Genomic DNA, 22842 nt, shown 5'->3' on the forward strand with positions numbered 1-22842 from the left:
TTCGTCGTTCGATGAGCATGAACGACGATGATCGGATTCTCGATGTCTGACCACTCTCAGGTAGCTCACCCGGCTGTATCGGGCGGTGGCCATCTGGACGCAGCGCTCCCGGCGACGGCCGCTCAGCGTGAGGTGTGGGTTGCTCAGAACGTCGATCCGAGCAGCCCGGTCTACAACATCGGACTGGTCGTCGAGGTCGACGGGACGATCGACGTCGAGCGTGCGGCAGCGGCGATCAAGGCCACCGTCGGCCGCGTCGAAGCGCTGTTCGTGCACTTCCAGGTGGATACCGACAACCGGCTGATTCAGGTGCCGATACCGGAGGCGCACTGGGACGTGGAAGTACTCGACGTTCGGGGCGAGCCGGATCCCGATTCGGCTGCGCAATTGTGGATGGACACCGACATGGCTCGGGTCTTCGGTCCGGACGATCTGCTTTTCCGCCAGGTACTTCTGCTGACCGCCGACGACCGAGTCATCTGGCACCAGCGCTATCACCACAGCGTGGTCGACGGGTATGGAATCTCGCTCATCGTCGCCGACGTCGCCGAACGATACGACGATCCGAATCTCGAGACTTCTGCCCCGCTGTGGGCACTCGATGCGGTGGTTGCAGCCGATCTGGAATACCGAAACTCTCCACGGTTCCTGCTCGACCGTCAGTACTGGGTGGAGCGTGTTGAAACAGGACCGGAAGCGACGCGGATTCTGCATGGGCAGGTGGATGATTCGCTGCCGCCGATCTCGGCGATGCTCACGCTCGATGCCGATCGCGCAGCGCAGCTCTATCGCTATGCGGCCGACGCCGGGATTCGACGAACTCGCCTGCCTATGGCCGCGCTGATCGCGTACTTTGCACGCACCACCGGACAGCACGACGTTGTCGTCTCGGTTCCGATGGCCGCTCGGGTGGGCCGCGACATGCGTCGCACCCCCTCGATGGCGTCGACGATTCTGCCGCTGAGTATTCGAGTCGAGCGCTCGGAAACCATCGGCCAGTTGGCAACTCGTCTCGACACCGCCCTGATCTCGATTCTCAAACACGGGCGGTACCGGGGCGAGGATCTCGCTCGCGACATTCGGGCGATCGATCCCGACCGTCAGGTCTTCGGCCCCGGCATAAACTCGATGATGTTCGAGCACACTCTCACCTTCGGCGGTTGCCCGGTGCACGTGCGTAATTCGGTAACCGGGCGGGTCGGCGACCTGGATCTGAGTGTGCGCGGCGGACAGGACGGGGAACCGATCGAAATCGACGTCCGCGCACCGTTCGGATTCGACCGCGAACTGGCTGATCACACCGCCAGAATCGAACAGTTCCTCGATCGGTTCGTAGCCGAGCCGCAGCTTCCGATCTCGGCACTCGACCCCATGGCGCCGGCCGAGCGTGAACTCGTGCTCCACGGGTGGAACGACACTGCAGAGCCGCAGCCTGTCACGACGGTGCCGGATTTGTTGCGTAGCAGCTTCTCTGCCGATCGGGGCGCTGTCGCCGTGGTCGACGGCAACGTCCGGCTGACCTACGGCGAACTCGAATCTCGGGTATCGCAGCTCGCCGCACACTTGATCTCTCGCGGTGCTGCGTCCGAAACCGTCGTGGCAATCGGGCTTCCGAGATCCGCCGAGATGGTGGTGGGGTTGTTGGCCGCCATGTGCGCCGGTGGCGCTTTCGTGCCGCTGGATCCGTCGTGGCCCGCAGAGCGCCGCGAATCAGTGCTCGCCGATGCCGGTGCCACACTGGTGCTGACCTCCGACGGTGCAGACGACTCCGTTCCGGTCGATCTCTCCGCATGGGCGTACGAGGACGGCCCTTGGCGCCTGTCCGAGGTCATGACCCCCGACGTCCGTATTCACGGTGCCCAACTGGCGTATGTCATCTTCACGTCCGGTTCGACCGGTCGTCCGAAGGGCGCCATGATCCGCCACGAGGCAATCTGTGCAAGGTTGCTGTGGCAGCGGGAGCGGATTCTCGGGTTCGGGTCCGGCGATGCCTCTCTGTTCAAAGCTCCACTCTCGTTCGACATCTCGATCAACGAGATCCTGCTCCCGCTCGTATCCGGCGGTCGATTGGTGATCGCGAAGCCCGAGGGGGAGCGCGACCCGCAATACCTGCTCGACCTGATCGCCGGAGAATCGGTCACCTTCGTCTACCTGGTTTCGTCGATGCTCGACATCCTTCTGGACCTGGCGAACGGGACTGATCAGCTCGATTCGTTGAAGCACGTGTGGTGCGGCGGTGAGGTTCTCACGCCTGAACTCTTCGATCGGTTCCGCACCCAACTGTCCACGACGCTGTATCACGGCTACGGGCCGGCGGAAGCGACCATCGGTGTCTCCCATGTGATCTACCGCGAGGACGCGGAACGAATCGCCACATCCATCGGGCGCCCGAACCCCAACACTCGCCTGTACGTATTGGACGGCGACCTGCAACCGGTTCCGGTCGGCACCGGCGGCGAACTCTATGCGGCGGGCTTCCTGCTGGGCCGCGGATACGTAGGTGCGTCGGCATTGACCGCGTCTCGTTTTGTCGCGGATCCCTTTGTTTCCGGTGATCTGGCCGGATCCCGGATGTATCGCACCGGTGACTTGGCCCGATGGACCGCGGACGGCACCCTCGACTTCCTCGGACGCACGGACAATCAGGTGAAGATCCGTGGCATGCGTCTCGAACTCGAGGATGTCGAAGCCGCCGTGATCTCGCACCCCCAAGTGCGTCACGTGGCAGTTCTGGTGCGTCAAGCACCCACAGGCGCAAAGTATCTCGCCGCCTACGTGAGTGCAGCGTCGGGGGCCAACCTCGCAATCGACTCACGGGACATTCGCGAGTGGGCGGCGAGCAAGCTGCCCGACTACATGGTCCCGACCACCGTGACTGTCCTCGACGAGTTTCCGCTCACGGCCAACGGCAAACTCGACCGCCGCGCACTTCCCGAGCCCGATCTCGCCGAACTGAGTGCGCATGTCGCCGCGAGAAACGAAGTAGAACAACAATTCTGCACGTTGATCGCGTCGGCAGTCGGACTCGAGTCGGTCGGCGTGACCGACGACTTCTTTGCGCTGGGCGGCGACAGCATCGTCGCGATCTCGCTCGTCACCGCGGCTCGTGCGGCCGGTTTGTCGATCAGTCCACGCGAGGTGTTCCAACTGCGCACCGCAGAGGCCATGGCGCGTGCCCAGTCCGGCCGAACGGCTGAGATCGTCGACCACGGGGACCAGCCGATCGGCCACGTAGCCACGACGCCGATTGCCGCCAGGGTTCTCGGAGTGTCGGATGCACTGCGAACCTTCCACCAGCGTGCGCTGATTCAGACCCCGTCAGCCTTGACATCCGAGCATGTCCAGGCGGCGCTCGACGCCCTGGTGGCGCGCCACGATGCACTTCGTGCGACGTTGACTTCCGAAGGAACGCTGCTTGTTCCGGAGACAAACGAAGAGGCTGTGGTCTTCGAGACCTGTGCACTACCGGCACCTCTGGAAGAATGCGGACCGTTGATCCTCGCCGAGACCGAGCGAGCCGTCGGTCGTCTGAATCCGGCCGCCGGCACGATGGTCAGTGCTGTTCTGTTCCGCACCGTGACCGGTCCCGGACGACTGTTGCTGGTCATCCACCACGCAGTGGTCGACGGAGTCTCCTGGCGCATCATTCTCGAGGACCTCGCGCGCGCCGGCATCGCAGCGATGAATGGCGACGAACCCGAACTTGCTCCGGTCGGCACATCGGTGAGGAGATACGGCGAACTCGTTTCAGAAGCGGTCGGAGCAGGGCGACTGGACACCGAGATCGAATTCTGGGACTCGGTGACGGCCGCACAACAGTCGCGTCTCGGGCGTCGGGCACTCGACCCGGCGATCGACATCGCGCGCACCGCTTCGGCGCGGTCGATCACCCTACCTCCAGAATTTGCAGAACAGCTGTTGGGCAGTGTCCCACGGGCGTTCGGGGCCGATGTGAGCGAAGTGCTGGTCACCGCACTTGCCGTGGCGCTGACCCGTTGGAGCGGGGCCGGATCGGTGACGATCGACCTGGAGGGGCACGGACGCGACGAAGACATCGTTCGCGGCGACAGCGCTGCGCACGTGGACCTGACACGAACTGTCGGATGGTTCACCACGGTGTTCCCGGTTGCGCTCGAGATCGGCACAGCCGCTCCGGATCTCGACGCGACCGACGATCTGGCGGGGGTTCTCAAGAGCGTCAAGGAGCAACTTCGACGGGTTCCGAACGCCGGCTTCGGGTACGGAGCATTGCGATACCTCGGCGGCTCGGATCAGTTGCGTAGTTTCGCGGCGCCCGAGGTGGTGCTCAACTATCTGGGACGCACGGCCGCGGCGAAAGGGGACTGGTTCCCGGTGTCGATGGACGGCGCTGCCGATCCGTCCATGCCGCTGGGACACGCGTTGTCTGTCGACGTCGTAGCCGAGGACGCCGCCGGTGGACCACGCCTGCGAGCCACTCTGACCTGGGCGTCGAACATCTTCCTGCGCAGCGACATCGACAGGTTTGCGCGGCTGTGGCTGGACTCGCTCAAGGCCGTGTCCGGGCTCGCAGCCTTCGGCGGAGCCACACCCTCGGACTACCCTCTGGTGGCGCTCGCTCAGGCAGATGTGGACGAGTTGCCGAAGGCTGAAGAGATTCTCCCACTCACTCCGCTGCAGGAAGGGATCTACTTCCATTCGGCGTTTGCCGATCCGGGGGCGGATCAGTATGTCGTGCAACAGGTTGTGGAGCTGACCGGCGCCGTGGACAGTGCGGCGCTGCACCGTGCGCTTCAATCCGTCGTCGATCGGCATGAGGCGCTGCGCACCGGATTCTCGGTCCTGGGTGACGGCCGGGTGGTGCAGGTGGTGCATCCGAGCGCTGTCGTGGAGATGGCGGTAGTCGAGGTGGCCGGCGCCGATGTCGATGAACTGCTCTCCGCCGACCGTGCGCGTGGGTTCGACCTCGCGCAACCGCCACTCGTCCGTTACACGCTTGTCCGTGCAGCTTCGGAGAAATATCTTCTGCTGCAGTCGATTCACCACGCGGTTGCAGATGGATGGTCGGTCCCGGTGATGCTGCGGGAACTGATGGCGTCGTACAGCGTCGGCGATTCCCGCGTCGTGTTCCCGGCGCCGGCGCGGTACCGCAGCTATCTCGAATGGCTGGCCGGTCACGATCACGAGGCTTCGGCAGCAGTGTGGAAGAAGGCACTGAACTCTCCCGGTCCCGCCGTCGAACTGCCCGCCCCGAGTGCCGGCAGCAGCGGGATCCACGCTGCGCGAGTCGAACTGACCGACAGTGACACGCGCGCTCTGGCGACCAACGGACGCTCACACGGACTGACGCTGAGCACACTGGTGCATGGCGCCTGGGGATTGGTGCTCGGCCGAATGGCCGGCCGAACGGACGTGTTGTTCGGCTCGACCGTATCGGGGCGCGGCGGCGACCTACCCGGTATCGAGACCATGGTGGGCCTGTTCATCAACACAGTGCCGGCCCGATTGCGCTTCGACCCGGCAGAGCCTGCCTCGCGAGCACTTTCTCGCTGGCAGGAAGAACAATCGGAACTACTGGACCATCAGTACGTGGGGCTACCCGAACTGCGCCGGACCGGCGGACTGGAGCAGAACTTCGAATCACTGGTCGTGTTCGAGAACTATCCCCTCGGTGACACGGCAATCGCTGATCCGACGGATTCGGTGCGACTGACGGGAATTCGATTCGACGAGCGACCAGCCTACCCACTGACGCTGATCGTCGTCCCCGGCGATCGGTTGGCGTTGGAGCTGAAGTACGACGCCGCTCAGGTGGACGGCAACGCCGCGAAGGCGCTGGCCGAAGCTCTCGCAGTCGTGCTCACAGAGCTTTCCCGCGATCTGGAACAGGTGATCGGCCGGATCGCGCTGGCACCCGCCCAGCCGGGGAGTGTCGGCACGGTCTTGGACCAGCCGCGTGCAACGCTGACCGAGCTGCTGCGGGATCAAGCTGAGCGCGCGCCCGAAGCCACCGCGGTGATCTTCCGCGACGAGGTGTTGACCTACACCGAACTTCACTCTCGCGCCGATCGTTTTGCGCACCTGCTGCGCGAACGGGGCGTCGGACGCGAATCGTTGGTGGCCGTTGCCTTGCCGCGCTCGATCGAGCTGATGGTCGCGATACTCGGCATCGGAAAGGCCGGGGGAGCATACGTTCCCCTCGACACCGGCTATCCGGCGGAGCGGCTGACGTACATGCTGGGTGACGCCGATCCGGTGTGCGTCGTGGTGTCGGAGGATTCTTCACTCGATTCGGGTTCGGTTCCGCGGGTGACGGTATCGGAGTCCGCGCAGTTCCCCGCCGATCCGCTGAGTGTTCCGGGATCGCCCGCGGATGCCGCGTACATGATCTACACCTCGGGTTCGACCGGTCGCCCCAAAGGTGTTGTGGTCACCCACGAGGGGGTAGTCAACCGATTGCTCTGGGCGCAGCAGATACGTCCGATGGACGCCGCTGACCGGATGCTGCAGAAGACCCCGTCGAGTTTCGACGTCTCCGTCCCCGAATTCTTCTGGCCGTTCCTGGTGGGGGCAACCCTGGTGATGGCCGAGCCGGACGGGCACAAGGACCCGGGCTACCTGGCCGACGTCATCGTCGAACAGTCCGTGACCCGAGTGCACTTTGTTCCGTCGATGCTCGAAGTGTTTCTCGCGGAGCCGAAAGCGGCACTGTGCACTTCCCTCGAAATCGTCAACTGCAGCGGTGAGGCACTGCCCGTTCACGTTGCACGCAAGGTCGCGGACATCCTGCCGAATGCTCTGGTGGACAACCTGTACGGCCCCACCGAAGCTGCCGTCGACGTCAGTTGGCAGCCGTCGGTGCAGGACACTCCGGCCGACGCCGTCAGCGTCCCGATCGGCGCACCCGCCGCCAACACAGGACTGTTCGTTCTCGATCCGTATCTTCAGAACGTTCCAGCCGGTGCCACCGGTGAGCTGTATCTGGCAGGGTCACAACTGGCGCGTGGCTACCACGGACGTGGGGGATTGACCTCCGAGAGATTTGTGGCGAACCCGTACGGACATGCAGGCTCGCGGCTGTACCGGACCGGTGACATCGTGCGTTGGAATGCCGACGAAGTTCTCGAGTACCTCGGCCGCGTCGACGAGCAGGTGAAGGTTCGTGGATTCCGCATCGAACTCGGTGAAATCGAAGCTCAGTTGGCGCTGTGCCCCGGAGTCGCGGCAAGTGCCGTGATCGTCCGCTCCGACGGTCCGAGTAACCGCGCACAGGTGGTTGCCTACCTGGTCGGAGACGTTGACGAAGCTGCGGTGCGAGGGCAGTTGTTGTCGGTGCTTCCGGAGTTCATGGTGCCCAGCGCCTTCGTGCGGCTCGAGTCACTGCCGCTGAGTCCGAGCGGCAAGCTCGACCGGAGGGCACTGCCTGCACCGGATTTCGCGGCACAGGTGGGCGAAACGGCGGGAGGTGTCTCCTCGGGTGTTGCAGACCTCCTCGCCGGGCATTTCGCGACGGTTCTCGGACTGCCCCGAGTCGGGGTGCGCGACGACTTCTTCACTCTCGGCGGCGACAGTATCCTGGCGATCCGACTGGTCAACCTGGCCCGTCGGGATTCGGTAGTACTGACCCCGCGTCAGATCTTCGAATTGCGTACTCCCGCTGCGATCGCCGCAGCAGTGGGTGATGTTGTCACCTCGGCTACTACCGTTACGGCCGATATCGGCGTGGGCGATCTGGTTCCTCTGCCGGTAGTCCACCGCTTGTCCGAATGGGCGGGTAATACCGATCGCTTCAATCAGGCAGTTCTGATCCATTCTCCGGCAACATCTCTCGAATCGATCACCGGCGCGTTGCAGGCCGTACTCGATCACCACGACGGACTTCGGCAAACCTTGATCCGACACGGCCGCGGAATGTGGTCGGCGCGGGTGCAGGAACCCGGCAGCGTCCGGGCAGCGGACGTACTCGAACGAGTCGACGCGCGGGGACTGGGCGACGCCGAGTTGCGAACACTCGTCGCCGAGCACTCCGAAACAGCGACCGGTCGATTGGACCCGTCTGCTGGGCGGATGATCTCGGTGGTCTGGTTCGATTGTGGTGCCGAGAATCTCGGGCGGCTCGCCATCGTTGCGCATCACCTGGTCGTGGACGGGGTGTCCTGGGGAACCCTGCTCGAGGACCTGGCGATGGCCTGGGTGGCGGTCGAGGCCGGAGAGCCCGCCGCACTCGATGGTGTCGGAACTTCGCTGCGCACTTTCTCCCGCACGGTGGCCGAACACGCCCACTCGGCTCATCGATTTGCCGAATTCGATCACTGGCTGACGGTGACCGCTCCGGGCGCGCAGTTGATTCCCGGTGTCGAGGGCTATGCCGTTGTATCCGGAGGCTCGAGGCGCACGGTCACGGTGGACGGAGCAATCTCCGAGGCGGCACTTGGATCGGTTGCGGCACTGGTGGGTGCGGAGGGAACGGACGTTCTGCTGGCAGCACTGACGATGTCCGTCGATCGCTGGCGTCGTTCCACCGGTCGTAGCGAGCGTGAACTTCTGGTCGATCTCGAAAGGCACGGCCGCGAGGAATTGGTACCGGGAACCGATCTGTCGCGAACAGTCGGCTGGTTCACCACTATCGCGCCCACGCGACTGCACGCCGGAACCGACCCGGTAGCCACACTGCGCGAGGTGAAGGAGAGCCTGCGCAGTGCACCGGACGGCGGCATCGGCTACGGGATGTTGCGGTACGTGAACGCACGCACGGCACCGACACTGGCGGGGCGACCGGAATCTCAGATCCTGTTCAACTATCTCGGACGTTCGGCTGCTGCTGGATCGACCGCATGGTCCCTGGCAGCCGAATCCGAAGCCATGTCCACCGATCCCGACGCGGACATGGGAGGGCCGTACCGGCTGATCGTCAACGTCGTCAGTGTGGATTCGGAGCTTCGCGCCGACTTTGCCTGGGCAAGTGAAGATTTGTCGGAGGACGACGCGCGGGCACTGTCCGACGGTTGGGTTTCCGCGCTCGGTGATCTGTCAGTCGCGGCTGCGGAGCACGACGGGCCTCCCATCCTGACTCCGTCCGATGTGGCGTTGCTGGACCTGAGTCAGGCCGAGATCGACGCGATAGCCGACGCGAGCCCGACAGGTGTCAGCAGCATCCTCCCGCTCTCGCCCTTGCAGGAGGGCCTGTACTTCCAGGCCGGATACTCAGACAGCGGTGACAGCGCTGGCGGGGACATCTACACTGCACAGTTCTCGATGGACTTCGGGCACACGCTCGACGTAGACAGATTGGCTGCGGCCGCCCGGACACTTCAACGACGAAGTCCCACCCTGCGTGCGGGATTCGTGAGCGAAGGTCTGAACGAGCCGGTGCAGTTCTTCAGCGCGGGACTCGACGTTCCGGTTGCCGTCCACGATCTCCGCGAACTGGACGACTCGACTGCTCGTGAGCGCGCCGACGGCATTGCTGCCCAAGACAGAGTGACTCCATTCGACCTGACCGCGCCGCCGCTGTGGCGTATGAGCGTGCTGCATCTGCCGGGTGGACACGATCGCCTGGTGATCAACAGGCAGTTCCTGCTGTGGGACGGCTGGTCCAACGGCCTTGTCGTCAGCCAGCTTCTGGCGCTTTACGATACCGGCGGCGACGACAGCACCTTCGGCGAGCCCGAGGGGTCGTTCGAGACCTACCTCGCCTGGTTGGCCGGCCGCGACGGAGCGGCCGCCGACGAGGCGTGGCGCGGAGCGCTGGCGGGACTCGAAGAGCCGACGCTTGTTGCCGAGCCGGCGCCGGGTGCCGAACGTCAGCTTCCGGATCGCCGTGATGTGGTTCTGTCGGAAGCCCTTTCGCGTGCATTGCGTGAGCGCGCTGCCGCGTCCGGCGTCACGTTCAACACGGTACTGAACGCAGCGCTGGCCCTGGTGCTGGCGTCGGCCACCGGTCGACAGGACGTCGTCTTCGGCTCCACCGTTGCCGGAAGGCCACCCGAGGTGCCGGGAATCGACACCGTGGTGGGAATGTTCCTCAACACGGTTCCCGTTCGGCTGCAATTGAATCCGAACGAGAGCGTCGAGGGACTTCTTCGCCGCACGCAGGCGGATCGTCTCTCGCTGATGCCGTACGACTACCTCGGCTTGGCATCGATCCAACGTGTCACCGAGCATCGTCAACTGTTCGACGTGCTGATAGTCCTGCAGAACTTCGTGGACGAGAAGCAAGTAGACGCTCTCAATGCCGCCCACGACGTCAGTGGCAGCGACAGCATCGATCACACGCACTATCCGCTGACCGTCGTGGTCACACCGGGCATCGCCGTCAACGTCAAGTTCGAGTTCCATCCGCATCTGGTGACCGCGCGTCGAGCCGAGGACCTACTGGGTCACTTCGTCGAACTGTTGCACAGTTGGTCGCAGGACATGACAGGTTCGGTCGTTGCGACATTGGTTCCCGCAGTGGCGCAGCAAACGCAGAGCCGAGAGTTGCCGGAGCGCACCATTGCCGACCTGTTCGAAGAGGTGGCGTCGGCGCAACCGAACGACACTGCACTCGTGTTCGGGAAGCGCCGGATGACCTACGCCGATCTCGACGGCGAGATCAACCGGATGGCGCGGTTGCTGATCAACTGCGGTGCCGGCCCGGAAAAGATCGTGGCTCTCGGTCTACCACGGTCGGTGGACATGGTCGTCGCCCTCTTCGCCGTATTGCGGACCGGTGCCGCCTACCTGCCCCTCGAACTCGACCACCCCGCCGAGCGGTTGGCCGTGATGATCGACGACGCGCATCCTGTCGTGTTGCTGACCACCGTTGCCGCCGCACCGAAGTTCGAAGGAGCGGACGTCCGCACTATCGTGATCGACGAGCCGGACACAGCGGCAAGGAGACTGACGATCTCGGCGCGGGCGCTCTCCGCGTCGGAACTCGGAGCTTTCGCCCCGGGGACACCGCATCGACTCGACCACCCCGCGTACGTCATCTACACCTCCGGTTCGACCGGCAAGCCCAAGGGCGTAGTCACCGGTTACCGCGGCCTGACGAACATGCAGTTCAACCACCGCGAAGCGATCTTCGAACCGGTGATCGCCGCGGCGGGCCGACGCCTGCGGATCGCGCACACCGTGTCCTTCGCCTTCGACATGTCGTGGGAGGAACTGCTGTGGCTCGTGGAAGGCCACGAGGTGCACATCTGCGACGAGGATCTGCGTCGTGACGCCGAGGCGTTGGTTGCGTACTGCGACGCACAGGACATCGACGTCGTCAACGTGACGCCGACCTACGCGACGCACCTGATCGAGAGCGGACTTCTCGACGACGGTGTGGGACAACACCGTCCGCCGCTTGTCCTGCTCGGGGGCGAAGCCGTTCCGGATTCGGTGTGGAACAAGCTGCGCGACACCGAAGGAACCGTGGGTTACAACCTCTACGGACCGACGGAATACACGATCAACACCCTCGGCGGCGGAACGTCCGACAGTGACACCCCGACCGTCGGCAAGCCGATCTGGAACACGACCGCGCACATTCTCGACGGCTGGCTGCGTCCGGTTCCCGATGGAGTTGCCGGCGAACTGTACATTGCCGGAGCTGGTTTGGCTCGCGGCTACCTCGGACGCTTCGCGCTGACGTGCGAGCGCTTCGTCGCCGATCCTGCCGGGACCGGAGAACGTATGTACCGCACGGGCGATCTGGTGCGGCGACGCGGTGACGGCAACCTGGACTTCCTCGGCCGCACCGACGACCAGGTGAAGATCCGAGGTCATCGGATCGAGCCGAGCGAAATCGTCTCCGTTCTCGAATCCGACGAACACGTGCGTCAAGCAGCGGTGGTGGTCGACGTCGGGGCGGGTGGAGTCAAGAGGCTCGTCGGTTACGTGACACCGGTGCGCCTGGGCGTCGCGCACGATTACCGTGCGCGAGCACGAGTTCTCCTACCCGACTACATGGTTCCGGCTGTGGTGATCGAAGTGGAGACACTACCGATGACCGTCAACGGAAAGCTCGACGTCAAGGCGCTGCCCACGGCCGATTCGGTGCTGGGGGAGCGGAGTGGGACAGCGATCGCGCCCCGGAACCACACGGAAGAGGTCCTGTGCGAACTCTTCTCGGACGTGCTGGACGTGGACAGTATCGGTGTCGACGACAACTTCTTCGACCTCGGTGGCCACTCGCTTCTGGCCACCAAACTGATCAGTCGGACGCGGATCGCCATTCCCAACAGTCTGACCATGCGTGATCTCTTCGAAGCGCCGACTGTCGCGGAACTCGCGGAACGTATTGTGGCCGAGCAGGGATCGACGCGACCGGTGCTGGTGGCGAAGCCTCGACCGGATCACCTTCCTCTTTCTGCCGCTCAACAGAGATTGTGGCTGATCGGACAGATGGAGGAGAACTCCGCGGCCTACAACTTCCCGATCGTGCTCCGCCTGGACGGCACTCTGGACGCGGATGTCTTCGCGGCGGCGCTCGATGACGTCGTGGAACGACACGAGTCGTTGCGTACGGTGTTCCGGTTGGTGGACGGAACACCGGAACAGATCATTCTCCAATCGGCGACGGTTCCGGTCGAGACAGTTCATCTCGAGACAGTTCCTTCAGCGGAATCCGACATCGCCGGCGAAGTTGCAGTGGTAGTGGGTCGTCCGTTCGACCTGTCGAACGAGATTCCGATCCGCGCACGCCTGATCCGGGTAGACGATGCCGTAGTCGTCGTGATCGTCCTGCATCACATCACCACCGACGAATGGTCCGATCGCCCGTTCCTTCGGGATCTGATGTCTGCCTACTCCTCTCGAATTCAGGGCGAAGAACCAGCTTTCGAACCGCTTCCCGTTCAGTACGCGGATTACACCCTGTGGCAACGGGAATTGCTGGGCAGCGCCGACGATCCGTCGAGCGTCCTGAGTACGCAGTTGGACTTCTGGGCGAAAAGTTTGGACGGAGCCCCGGAAGAACTGCTGCTCCCCGCCGACCGGAGCCGACCGGCAAGACCGAGTTTCTCCGGTGGTGCAGTGGTGACACGGTTAGGCGTAGACATCACCGCTGCACTGCGAGATCTGGCCCGCGAGAGCCAGAGTTCGATGTTCATGGTCCTGCACGCGGCGTCGGCGGCGTTGCTGACCGCGCTCGGAGCGGGAGAAGACCTTCCGCTCGGGGCTCCCGTGGCCGGACGTAGTGAACAGGGGCTCGACGAACTCGTCGGCTTCTTCGTCAATACCATTGTGCTTCGCACGGATACGTCGGGTAACCCGACGTTCCGGGAGTTGGTGGATCGTGTTCGCGAGGGAGATCTCGAGGCCTTCGCAAACGCCGACGTTCCGTTCGAAACTGTGGTGGAGCGTCTTAACCCGTCGCGTACTTTGGCACGCAACCCGCTGTTCCAGGTCATGGTCGGCTATCACAGCCGCGAGGAGATGGGCGGGGATCCGTTCGAACTCGAGGAGTACACGGCCAAGTTCGATCTGGTCTTCAACTTCACCGAGTATCTCGGAGACGAAGGCTGCATCGATATCCGGCTCGAATACGGCAGCGACCTCTTCGATCGCGAAACCGCACAGCGAATTTCGAATCGATTGGAATCGGTGCTCGCGGCAGTCGTGGAATCGGCCGACATCGAGATCGGTGACATCGACATCTTCTTGCCAGGCGAACTCGAACAGGTTGTCACCTCGTTCAACGACACCGCCGTCGACGTGCCGGAAGAGACGTTCTACGACGCTTTTGCGCGTGGGGTCGCTGCTACACCCGAGGCGATCGCCGTGCGCGACGAGGCGGGGCAAGTCACCTACCGCGAGCTCTCCGAGCAGTGTGACCGGATAGCCGGTCTGCTGTATCGGCACGGAGTGTCGGTCGAAGACGTGGTGGGACTTGCCGTCCCGCGCTCGGTGGAGATGGTCGCGTCGGTCCTCGCCGTGCTGAAGCTGGGGGCAGCGTATCTTCCCTTGGCCTTGAGTCACCCGAGCGAGCGCATCACGTACATGCTCACCGATTCCCGCGCCTCGATACTGCTGTCCACCTCCGAGGAGAGTTCTCGAATCGACGATGTGGTCGGTGTCGAGCGAATCCTCCTGGACGATACGTTGATCCGGAGGGAACTGGACGAGGCAGTGATCGTCGAGACCCCCAGGCCACCAGTCGGCGTCAGCCACGCGGCGTACGTCATCTACACCTCGGGATCGACCGGCAAGCCGAAGGGAGCTGTCCTGTCCCATGACGGTATCCCGAGCCTTGTTGCCACAGCCGAGGTTCGGATGCGACTGATACCGGGTTCGGTGGTGATGCAGTTCGCTTCGGTCGGCTTCGACGTTGCGGTATTCGAGTTGGCCATGGCTTTGTGCACGAGCAGCACCCTGGTGATCGTGCCGCAGAACGCCCGGGTTGCCGGTCCGGCGCTCACGGATTTCATGACGAGCAATCGCGTGACCCACGCAATCATCCCTCCCTCGTTGCTGGCCGCCCTGCCGGCAGGATGCGAAGTACCGCAGGGTTGCACGGTGTTGGTCGGAACCGAAACGGTGCCGCCGGAGCTGATCGGGCGATGGGCGGAGCGGCTGAATTTGCTTGCCGCGTACGGACTCACCGAAGCCACGGTGAACAACACACTGTGGCAGGCGGAGCCCGGTTGGAACGGCGCTGTGCCCATCGGAATCCCCGATCCCAACGAACAGGCGTACGTGCTCGACGATCAACTGCGTCCGGTTCCGCCGGGGGTATCCGGCGAGCTGTACATCGCAGGCCGCGGCCTGGCCAGAGGGTACTTGGGCCGATTCGATCTGACGGCACAGAGATTCATCGCAGATCCCTTCGGCGCGGGCGATCGCATGTACCGCACCGGGGACCGCGCGCGGTGGCGCTCGGACGGGAACATCGACTTCCTCGGCCGCGTGGACGATCAGGTCAAGATCCGTGGTTTCCGAATCGAATTGGGTGAAATCATAGGAGCACTCAGTGCCCATCCGTCGGTGAAGCAGGCGACGGTCGTCGCGGATCGACAGGGCGAAATCACGCGCCTGGTCGGGTACGTGTCACCGGAACCCGGTGTTGTCGTCGACACGACGGCAGTGCGGAACCTCGCGGCAGTGTCGTTGCCCGACTACATGGTTCCGACCTTGGTTGTCGCCCTTGACGGTCCGCTGCCGCTGACGCCCAACGGAAAGCTCGACCGTAAGGCGCTGCCTGCCCCGGACTGGTCGGAGCTGGCGGGTGATGTTGCTCCTCGCACGGCGGTGGAGTCCACGGTCGCGGCTGCCTTCGCGGAGATACTGCAACTCCCGAGCGTCGGAGTCCACGACAGTTTCTTCGAACTCGGTGGGCATTCGATGGCATCGATGAAACTGGTCGGTCGCATTCGCGAAGCGTTCGGCGTGGACGTCAGTATTCGCGACGTATTCGACGCGCCGAGTGTTGCGGAGTTGGCCGCCGTCGTTGCGCGTTCGGAAGGTGGGCGTCCGATCCTGGCGCCGGCGGTGAAACGTCCGGAGACGATGGGTCTGTCTGCGCCGCAACGTCGTCAGTGGGAGTTGTTCCGCTCGGCCGGCGAGCACCCGCAAGCAAGCCACGCTCTGGCGCTGACCCTGAAATCGAAGATCGATCCGGAGATTCTCGGGCACGCCTTGGACGATGTGACGTCGCGGCACGAACCACTGCGGACAACCTTCGTCGAGGTCGACGGCATCGTCGTGGCAAGAGAATCGGTGCGGCCGACTGTCGATGTGGTCGATGTCGGCGCCGGCGATGTGGGTCGAGTGGTGTTCGAACTGGCTCAACTTCCGATGGATCTGCGTGAGCAATCGCCATTGCGGGTTCATCTGGTGCTCGGTGAAGACGGCTCTCGGACACTGCTTCTCGTCATGCACTACATTGCCGTCGACGAGTGGTCCGTTGTGCCCTTGCTGGGAGATCTGGTCTCGGCCTATGCGGCCAGGTCGCAGGGAGATCAACCGATCTGGGACGAGTTGGCGTTGACGTACGCCGACTACACCGTGTGGTCCGACGAGCTGTTGGGTGACCCCTCTGATGGCACCAGTCGCGCGTCGAAGCAACTTGCGTACTGGCAGGATGCGCTCGACGGAATACCGACCAGTGTGAATCTTCCGTTGCCGGAAGGTGACTCGGAGCCTCGAGGTGACGTGGTCGCTGTCGACATCGACGCGGATCTGCACGCCAGAATCGACGCTCTGGCTGCGCGCACCGGCACGAGTATGTTCATGGTCCTGCAGGCCGCACTGGCCAGCGTTCTCACGAAGGCCGGCGCGGGTACCGATCTTCCTATCGGTTCACTGGTTGCGGGCAGGTCGGATCCCCGTCTCGAACCGATGATCGGATCATTCTTCAATGTTGTTCTCCTGCGCACGGATACGTCCGGTAGTCCGACGTTTGCAGAATTGCTGGCTCGCATCCGGGAAAACAATCTGGAAGCGCTGAGCAATCAGGACGTCTCATATGTGTATGTCGAGCAGGCACTGGGTAATCCGGCGTCCATGAGACCTCAGGTGATGGTGATCCATCACCAACAGGCCGATTTGGACGGGCTCGGCGACTTCGGTTCTCTCGTACCGATTCCGGTGGGAGTGCCCGATGCCGATGTGACGTTGAGTTTTTACGAGCCGGTCGGCGAAGGGCCTGTTTTTGCAACTCTCGGGTTCCGTGCCGACCGCGTCGATGCGGGGGCGGTCCGTGAATGGGCAGGTCAGCTGGTCGACGTGATCGAGGCTGCGGCGCTCGTCGAAGGCGATGACGTGAGCGAGGGGGCGAAACTATGACATACGTCGCATCGCTCCGCGGGGTGGACCGCTATACGGGGGCTCGCAGTGTTGATACCCTCACCTCATTAAGGGTAGCCTTTGCTACTTACTTCGGGACATCGATTGGCGGCCGCACCAGGTCGTCCCGTCGGGGATGGACTACCTGTAATGAGTGAATCACCGAGAGACTCCAGCGCCGAACCCGCCGTGGTCGACATCGTCGGCGTCGGGTTCGGTCCGGCCAACCTTGCGTTGGCCATCGCTGTCGAAGAACACAATGCAAATTGTGCAGCCGTTGATCGGGTGAACGCGCGGTTCTTCGAAAAGCAGTCTCAGTTCGCGTGGCATCCCGGGATGCTGCTCGACGGTGCCACGATGCAGATCGCGTTTCCGAAGGACCTGGTGACGTTCCGCAACCCACAGAGTGGATACAGCTTCTTCTCGTATCTGTTCGAGCAGGGGCGTCTGGTCGACTTCGTCAACCACCAGACCTTCTTTCCCACGCGCCACGAGTTCAACGACTACCTGTGCTGGGCAGCTCGACGAGTCGACGCGGACGTGCAGTTCGGTACGACCGTCGACGGGGTCGAGGGCATCAGGAACTCCGACGGCGCGGTGGATCGCTTTGCGGTTCGCACGGCCGACGGTGAAACGGTGATCGCGCGCAACATCGTCGTCGGCGCCGGACTGAAAGAGCGGATCCCGGAGTGGGCAACGCCGTCGTCCCGGTGCTTCCACAATCACCAGTTCCTCTTCCACCTCGAAGCAATGCCAGAGCCCGTGCACAACAGGTTCGTCGTTCTCGGCGCCGGTCAGAGTGCCGCGGAGATCGTCGACTACCTGCATGCGAACTACCCGAACGCCGAAGTCCACAGTGTTTTTGCCCGCTACGGCTACAGCCCGGCAGACGACAGCCCCTACGCAAATCGCATCTTCGATCCCGAAGCCGTCGACCAACTGCACGGCGCCGACGCCGCGGAACGACGTCGACTTCTCGATTTGCACCGCAGTACCAATTACTCGGTCGTCGACATCGAACTGATCAACAAGCTCTATGCCACCGAGTACCAGGAGATGGTTCGCGGGCCGCGGCGGCTGTTCATGCGTCGGGCCTCGGAGATCACGAGTGCCGTGGAGACCGAATCCGGCATCGAACTGGCTGTTCGTAGCAATCTCGACGGCTTGACCGACACGCTCTCGTGCGACGCACTCATTCTGGCCACGGGTTTCACCCCGGCACCGCTGGACAATTTGTTGGGTGAACTCGTGCCGGATTCGTCCGTTCCGCGTAACGTCAGTCGGGATTATCGACTGGCTGTAACGGAGGACGTGACAGGCGGTATCTATCTGCAGGGTGGGACAGAACAGACTCACGGATTGACGTCGTCGCTGCTGTCGAACGTGGCAGTGCGGGCGGGGGAGATTCTGGCGTCGGTACTGAGCCACCAGAACCGAACTGGTGCGCTTGCTAGTCTGGGCGCACAAGACACGTACGTAACGAGTGAGGCGAGATGAGCACTAACCCTTTCGATGACGAAGACGGCCGCTTCTACGTGCTGGTGAACGACGAGGACCAGCACTCGCTGTGGCCCACGTTTTCCGAGGTCCCCGCCGGCTGGCGCGTGGTGTTCGGTGAAGACAGCCGCAAGGCGTGCCTCGAATACGTCGAGGCGAACTGGACCGACATGCGTCCGAAGAGCCTGCGTGAAGCCATGGAAGCCGATCAGGCTGCCGGCGGAAAGCACGCAGTCGAGAGCTGATTCTCTCACCGCTCGGAACCCCCGAGTGAACAGAAAAGAGCTGGGCACCGTCAGGTGCCCAGCTCTTTCTGCTTGAACGACGCCTACTTCTCGGTGACGGGAACTCGACGCCTTCGCTTGCGGACCATCGGTCGACGTAGCGAGTCCACGCGCATCAGGATTCGTGGACGACGAAGCGTCCGCGCTCCCCATTCGCCGAGCGTCACGCCCGCGGCGAGGGCGCAGCCGATACCGAAGGCCGACAGCAAGGCGGTCAACCCGATCAGTACCTGGTCGTTGAGCAGCGCGTACAGGCCTCGGTACAGCGAAAGACCGGGGAGCAGCGGAGTGATGCCTGCGACCGCGACAACCAGCGGAGGCGTCAGGGCGCGGCGAGCCATCAGACCACCGGCAAGGCCGACGACTGTCGCTGCGATCGCGGCCGCGATCACGGGGCCGACGTCGAGTGTCTGCACGAAGATCGACACACCACTGCCTGCCGCACCGCCCAGGAACGCCGCGGTGAGTGCACGACGCTCGGCGTAGCAGGCGAGTGCATAGAAGACCGACGCACAGGCGCCGGAGAGCATGAGGATCGGCAACTGGGTGATGGTCGATACTTCGACGTTGATCGGTGGAAGCGTCGAACCCAACATTCCGGTCATCCGCAGTGAGATTGCGACACCCGCGATGATGCCGCCCGTCATCATCACCACTTCGAAGAACCGCGCGACAGCTGTAATGGGTGCACCCATGATCGCGTCCTGGACCGAGCCCACCAACGACAGCCCGGACAGTAGGACGACAACTCCGGCCGCGATGACCAACGACGGCCGGATACTGATCCCCAGCTGGTCCTGAAATGTATAGAGCGTGGCAGCGGGCGCAGCCGCGATGAGACCGCCGACAACCTGCTGGAAGAAGAACGGCAGGCCGAACCGGTTCAGCACACGGTTGACGCGGTCGATCACCATCGTCGTCAAGAACGCGACTGTGGCAACGAGGAACCCGCCCCCGAGCAGGACGGAGACCGAAGCCGCCATCGCCGCCCAGGCCATTGTCGCGGTCCACCGGTTGTACGGGTGCGGCGCCGTCGTGATGGCTGTGAGAGCGTCGTGCGCTTGGTCCGGGGTGATCGCCTCACGGCGGATGCGACGCGTCAGACGGTCGACAGCCGCCAGTCGCGTGAAGTCCATCGACCGGTAGTGGACGATGCGCATCGTGCTCGCCGGCGGTCGCGTGGGGCCGCGATAGGCAGAGAGCACAATCGAGTTGTACGTGACGTCGACGTCACACTGGGCCAGGCCGTACGTGGCGGCGATGAACTGCACCTGCTCAGCGGTGTCCATGGCTGCGGTTCCGGATGCGAGGAGGACTTCGCCTACCCGAACCGCGAGGTCCAGGACCTCTGCGACGACGGCGTCGTCTGTCAGGTCGATCGGTTGAAGCGGCGCGGGAGCCGACGTGACCGTGTCGACGGTGGCTTGCCGGTTTCCCGTCAGGCGTGTGAGTACTTCGGTGAATTTCGCCATCAGGGGGCGGAGTGGGAGTTGCGCATGGGGCCCACGCTATCTAACGTGACCCGGGCGCGGCCACCGTGACGGCTTGGATATGATGGCTCCGCAAAGTCAGTCGCGGCAACGCGTCGGTCTTCGCCTCCTTAGCTCAGTGGTAGAGCACTCGCCTTGTAAGCGAAAGGTCGTCGGTTCAATCCCGACAGGAGGCTCCGAAAACTCAGAGGCACTCACCGAGAATGTGGTGGGTGCCTCTGTGTTTGCTCGGGTGCTGTGTTTGCTCAGGTGCTGCGTTTGCCGAGACGCTGTGTTTGCCAGGTCTCTCGGCTGCCTGCCAGGTTCAGTTGGTCTCAGGCTTGTTCGAAGCCTGGCGCGGGTCGATCGCGCCGTCGATGTACTGCTGGGCAATCACTCGCAGTTTGACGTTGCTTCGCTGCGAGTCCTGGATGAGGATGCGGAAGGCTCGGTCGGCGTCGACGCGGTGGGTGCCCATGATGATGCCCTTGGCCTGTTCGATGACGCCTCGCGATTCGAGTGCACGCTCGAGGTCCATCGCGTGCTTTCTGGCCATGTCGAGGCGCTGCGAGCTGTGCAGTGCGTAGGCCGAGGTGACGGCGAAGAGTTGGAGCAATGCCGCGTCGGCTCCGGTGAAACCTCGGAGGTCGTGGCTGTAGAGATTGAGAGTTCCGAGCGGGCGATCTCTACCGGGTAGCGGCATCGACAAGAAGCTGACGGCGCCGACTGCCTTTGCCGCGCTTGCGAATTGAGGCCACCGGCTGTGGGCTTCGCTGGCATGTGCGCGTACAACCGTGCCGGTGCGTGATGACGTCACGCTCGGTCCGTAATTCAGTCGGAATTGGATCGAGTCGACGGTACGAACAAGTTGGTGGGTGGCGGCTACGGTTCGAAACGTCGAATCCGAACCCCCGATAGCAATGCCGGCCATGTCGGCGTCGGCGATGAGGTCGACGGCATGCTTGCAGACCTGTTCGAGGAATTGCTCTGCCTGGGCATGTGGATCGAGGTGTGCGTAGAGCGATTGCAAGGCGTCCGAGGCAGCGTCCAAGCTGTCTTGCGCAGCGGAATTTCGGCCCCCGGCAGGGGCGCGGTGTTCTCTGGCAATGCGCGGCGCCGTCATTGTCTCAACCACCCTTCCCCATCACGTCGCAGGCATGTCCGATTCGTCTCATTGTTGCACCGGACTAACTGTTGTGCACTCTGTTTCGGTGGACAAGTGTCTGATGGGCCGGACGGTTATGTGGGGCGCGCCACGTATGCCCAATCGTGATGTTTGATTCGGCCATTAGCGGGTAGTGCGCCAACTTCGGAATTATGTTGTCCTGCAACAGTTAACGTGAAAACTGCGACCGAAGTACAAGTTTTCTCCGCAATGGCGCGCAGGTCGCGAACTTGGCCTATTGTCAGCGCCAGCGCACAATCTTGTACGCGTAACCCGTAGACAGTGAAGGGGATACGACGATGAACGGACTGATCGCGGCTCTGAACAGTGGAATGACGGTCGGCTTGGCCAACACGATCCTGACTTTCGGCGGAATCATCATCAATCTCAATATCGTGATCAACAACTGACCGCGTAATCGGCGAGTAACCGTTTGTTATGCCGATTCGATCGGAAGGTCCGGCCCTGGGCGATCGCTTCGGCTCTTGAGCCATCGATTGGGAAGCTTGCCGGCCAGTTCTCCGAGTGGACCGACTGCAGCACTGAGGATTCCGACTGTTTCCTGAAGTACCTCGATGCTCGCGCTCATACGCTCGAGGTTGGGCGCAAGCGAAGTCAAGGTGTCGGACAGTGCAACGATCTGGTCAAGCGGGCCGCCTTCGGCGATGAGCCGTTCGAAGGCACCGTTCTCCGCCAAGAGTGTTTCGAGGATGCCGTTCTCGGCAAGTGCGCGATCGATGACGCCGTCCTTGGCAGTCAGGCGTTCGACGGCACCGTCCTGTGCTGTCAGGCGTTCCAGTGGGCCGTCCTCGGCCATCATTCGGTCGAGGAGTCCGTCCGGGGCGAGCAACCGCTCCAAAGCGCCGTTCTCGGCGAGCACTCGATCCAACGGTCCGCCCGGGGCCAGAAGTCTTTCGAGTGGTCCGCCGGGAGCGAGTAGTCGTTCGAGTGTGCCGTCGGGTGCAGTCAGTTTGTCGACCGGACCACCAGGTGAGAGCAGCCGGTCGAGCGGCCCACCGGGGGCCAAGGCCTGCCCGATGGGCCGATCGTCTGCAGTAAGCGATGACAACTGCTGGATCATCTGCATGGGTCCGCGGGGGCTCGCCAAGGTGGCAGCGCCCGCCGTCACGGCACCGGTATTACTGACGGCGATACGAACTGTCGTCACCGTCAGCTCGGCGATCCCCAAACTGATCTCTGCGGCTGCAATGCCCGCACGTAGGGGAAGCGTGAGCATCTCCAGCAGTTTCATGCGTTAACTGTAACCGGTAACACACAAACACTCACCTGGATCGCCGGTCAGTGAAGGACCTTCAGGCCGACGACACAACCGACGATTCCCAGGATCAGCAGAATCTTGACGATCGACGTGGACTCCGCGCCGGTGACCATCGCATATCCGACGGTCAGGGCGGCGCCGATGCCGACCCAGACCGCGTACGCAGTCCCGATGGGAAGGGTGCGCATTGCATACGCGAGGCCCGCCATACTGACGATCAGGCCGAGGATGAAGACGACGGTGGGGGACATCTTGCTGAATCCGTCGGACTTGCCGAGTGCGGTAGCCCAGACAGCTTCGAATAGTCCGGAAATGACGAGCACGATCCATGCCATGGTGAACAACTCCCAAGGCACCGTCTTTTCGCTGGCCGGGTACGGTGCGCTCGTCCGGATGTCGTCGTTGACCAACCAA

At 63.2% G+C, this 22842-nt stretch carries 7 protein-coding genes, 1 tRNA gene and 1 riboswitch; of the genes, 4 read left to right on the forward strand and 4 right to left on the reverse strand.

Features of this window, described 5'->3' with window-relative positions:
* Positions 1–42: 42 nt before the first annotated feature.
* From ACFWEM_RS17080 to ACFWEM_RS17090, 3 genes are all read left to right on the forward strand, one after another.
* Positions 43–16734, forward strand: a complete 16692-nt coding sequence (locus ACFWEM_RS17080; protein ID WP_378535264.1) for an amino acid adenylation domain-containing protein — start codon at positions 43–45, stop codon at positions 16732–16734.
* Between the two features lie 150 nt (positions 16735–16884).
* Positions 16885–18231 carry a lysine N(6)-hydroxylase/L-ornithine N(5)-oxygenase family protein gene (locus ACFWEM_RS17085; RefSeq protein ID WP_378535266.1) on the forward strand — a complete coding sequence of 449 codons (1347 nt, stop codon included), beginning with the start codon at positions 16885–16887 and terminating at the stop codon, positions 18229–18231.
* On the forward strand, positions 18228–18476 hold the full coding sequence (locus ACFWEM_RS17090) for an MbtH family protein (protein ID WP_003945538.1): 249 nt from the start codon (positions 18228–18230) through the stop codon (positions 18474–18476). The genes ACFWEM_RS17085 and ACFWEM_RS17090 overlap by 4 nt, the downstream gene beginning before the upstream one ends.
* A gap of 83 nt (positions 18477–18559) precedes the next feature.
* Here the strand turns inward: ACFWEM_RS17090 and ACFWEM_RS17095 are convergent, their stop codons facing one another.
* Positions 18560–19987, reverse strand: a complete 1428-nt coding sequence (locus tag ACFWEM_RS17095) for a threonine/serine exporter ThrE family protein (RefSeq protein ID WP_007734361.1) — start codon at positions 19985–19987, stop codon at positions 18560–18562.
* A 122-nt stretch (positions 19988–20109) separates the two neighbouring features.
* On the opposite strand from ACFWEM_RS17095, the gene ACFWEM_RS17100 reads away from it, so the two are divergent.
* Positions 20110–20181: transfer RNA gene (locus tag ACFWEM_RS17100), tRNA-Thr, on the forward strand.
* A gap of 128 nt (positions 20182–20309) precedes the next feature.
* Here the strand turns inward: ACFWEM_RS17100 and ACFWEM_RS17105 are convergent.
* From ACFWEM_RS17105 to ACFWEM_RS17115, 3 genes are all read right to left on the reverse strand, one after another.
* Positions 20310–21107 (reverse strand): ANTAR domain-containing protein, encoded by a 798-nt coding sequence (locus ACFWEM_RS17105; protein WP_378535268.1) that lies wholly within the window; start codon positions 21105–21107, stop codon positions 20310–20312.
* Between the two features lie 478 nt (positions 21108–21585).
* Positions 21586–22401: an ABC transporter gene (locus ACFWEM_RS17110; protein WP_230814902.1), complete on the reverse strand. Its 816-nt coding sequence runs from the start codon at positions 22399–22401 to the stop codon at positions 21586–21588.
* A gap of 47 nt (positions 22402–22448) precedes the next feature.
* Complete coding sequence (locus ACFWEM_RS17115) at positions 22449–22763, reverse strand: multidrug efflux SMR transporter (RefSeq protein WP_230815099.1); 315 nt, start codon at positions 22761–22763, stop codon at positions 22449–22451.
* Positions 22764–22777: 14 nt separating this feature from the next.
* Positions 22778–22840: riboswitch (guanidine-III (ykkC-III) riboswitch) on the reverse strand.
* Positions 22841–22842 lie beyond the last annotated feature (2 nt).

This window comes from Rhodococcus sp. NPDC060176, from assembly GCF_042728675.1.
Classification (GTDB): Bacteria; Actinomycetota; Actinomycetes; order Mycobacteriales; family Mycobacteriaceae; genus Rhodococcus_F.

What these genes read in the sequence shown, in the direction of transcription:
- ACFWEM_RS17095 (WP_007734361.1), bottom strand. Translation starts at nt 19,987, where the DNA reads ATGGCGAAATTCACCGAAGTACTCACACGCCTGACGGGAAACCGGCAA.
- ACFWEM_RS17085 (WP_378535266.1), top strand. Translation starts at nt 16,885, where the DNA reads ATGAGTGAATCACCGAGAGACTCCAGCGCCGAACCCGCCGTGGTCGAC.
- ACFWEM_RS17115 (WP_230815099.1), bottom strand. Translation starts at nt 22,763, where the DNA reads ATGGCATGGATCGTGCTCGTCATTTCCGGACTATTCGAAGCTGTCTGG.
- ACFWEM_RS17080 (WP_378535264.1), top strand. Translation starts at nt 43, where the DNA reads ATGTCTGACCACTCTCAGGTAGCTCACCCGGCTGTATCGGGCGGTGGC.
- ACFWEM_RS17105 (WP_378535268.1), bottom strand. Translation starts at nt 21,107, where the DNA reads ATGACGGCGCCGCGCATTGCCAGAGAACACCGCGCCCCTGCCGGGGGC.
- ACFWEM_RS17090 (WP_003945538.1), top strand. Translation starts at nt 18,228, where the DNA reads ATGAGCACTAACCCTTTCGATGACGAAGACGGCCGCTTCTACGTGCTG.
- ACFWEM_RS17110 (WP_230814902.1), bottom strand. Translation starts at nt 22,401, where the DNA reads ATGAAACTGCTGGAGATGCTCACGCTTCCCCTACGTGCGGGCATTGCA.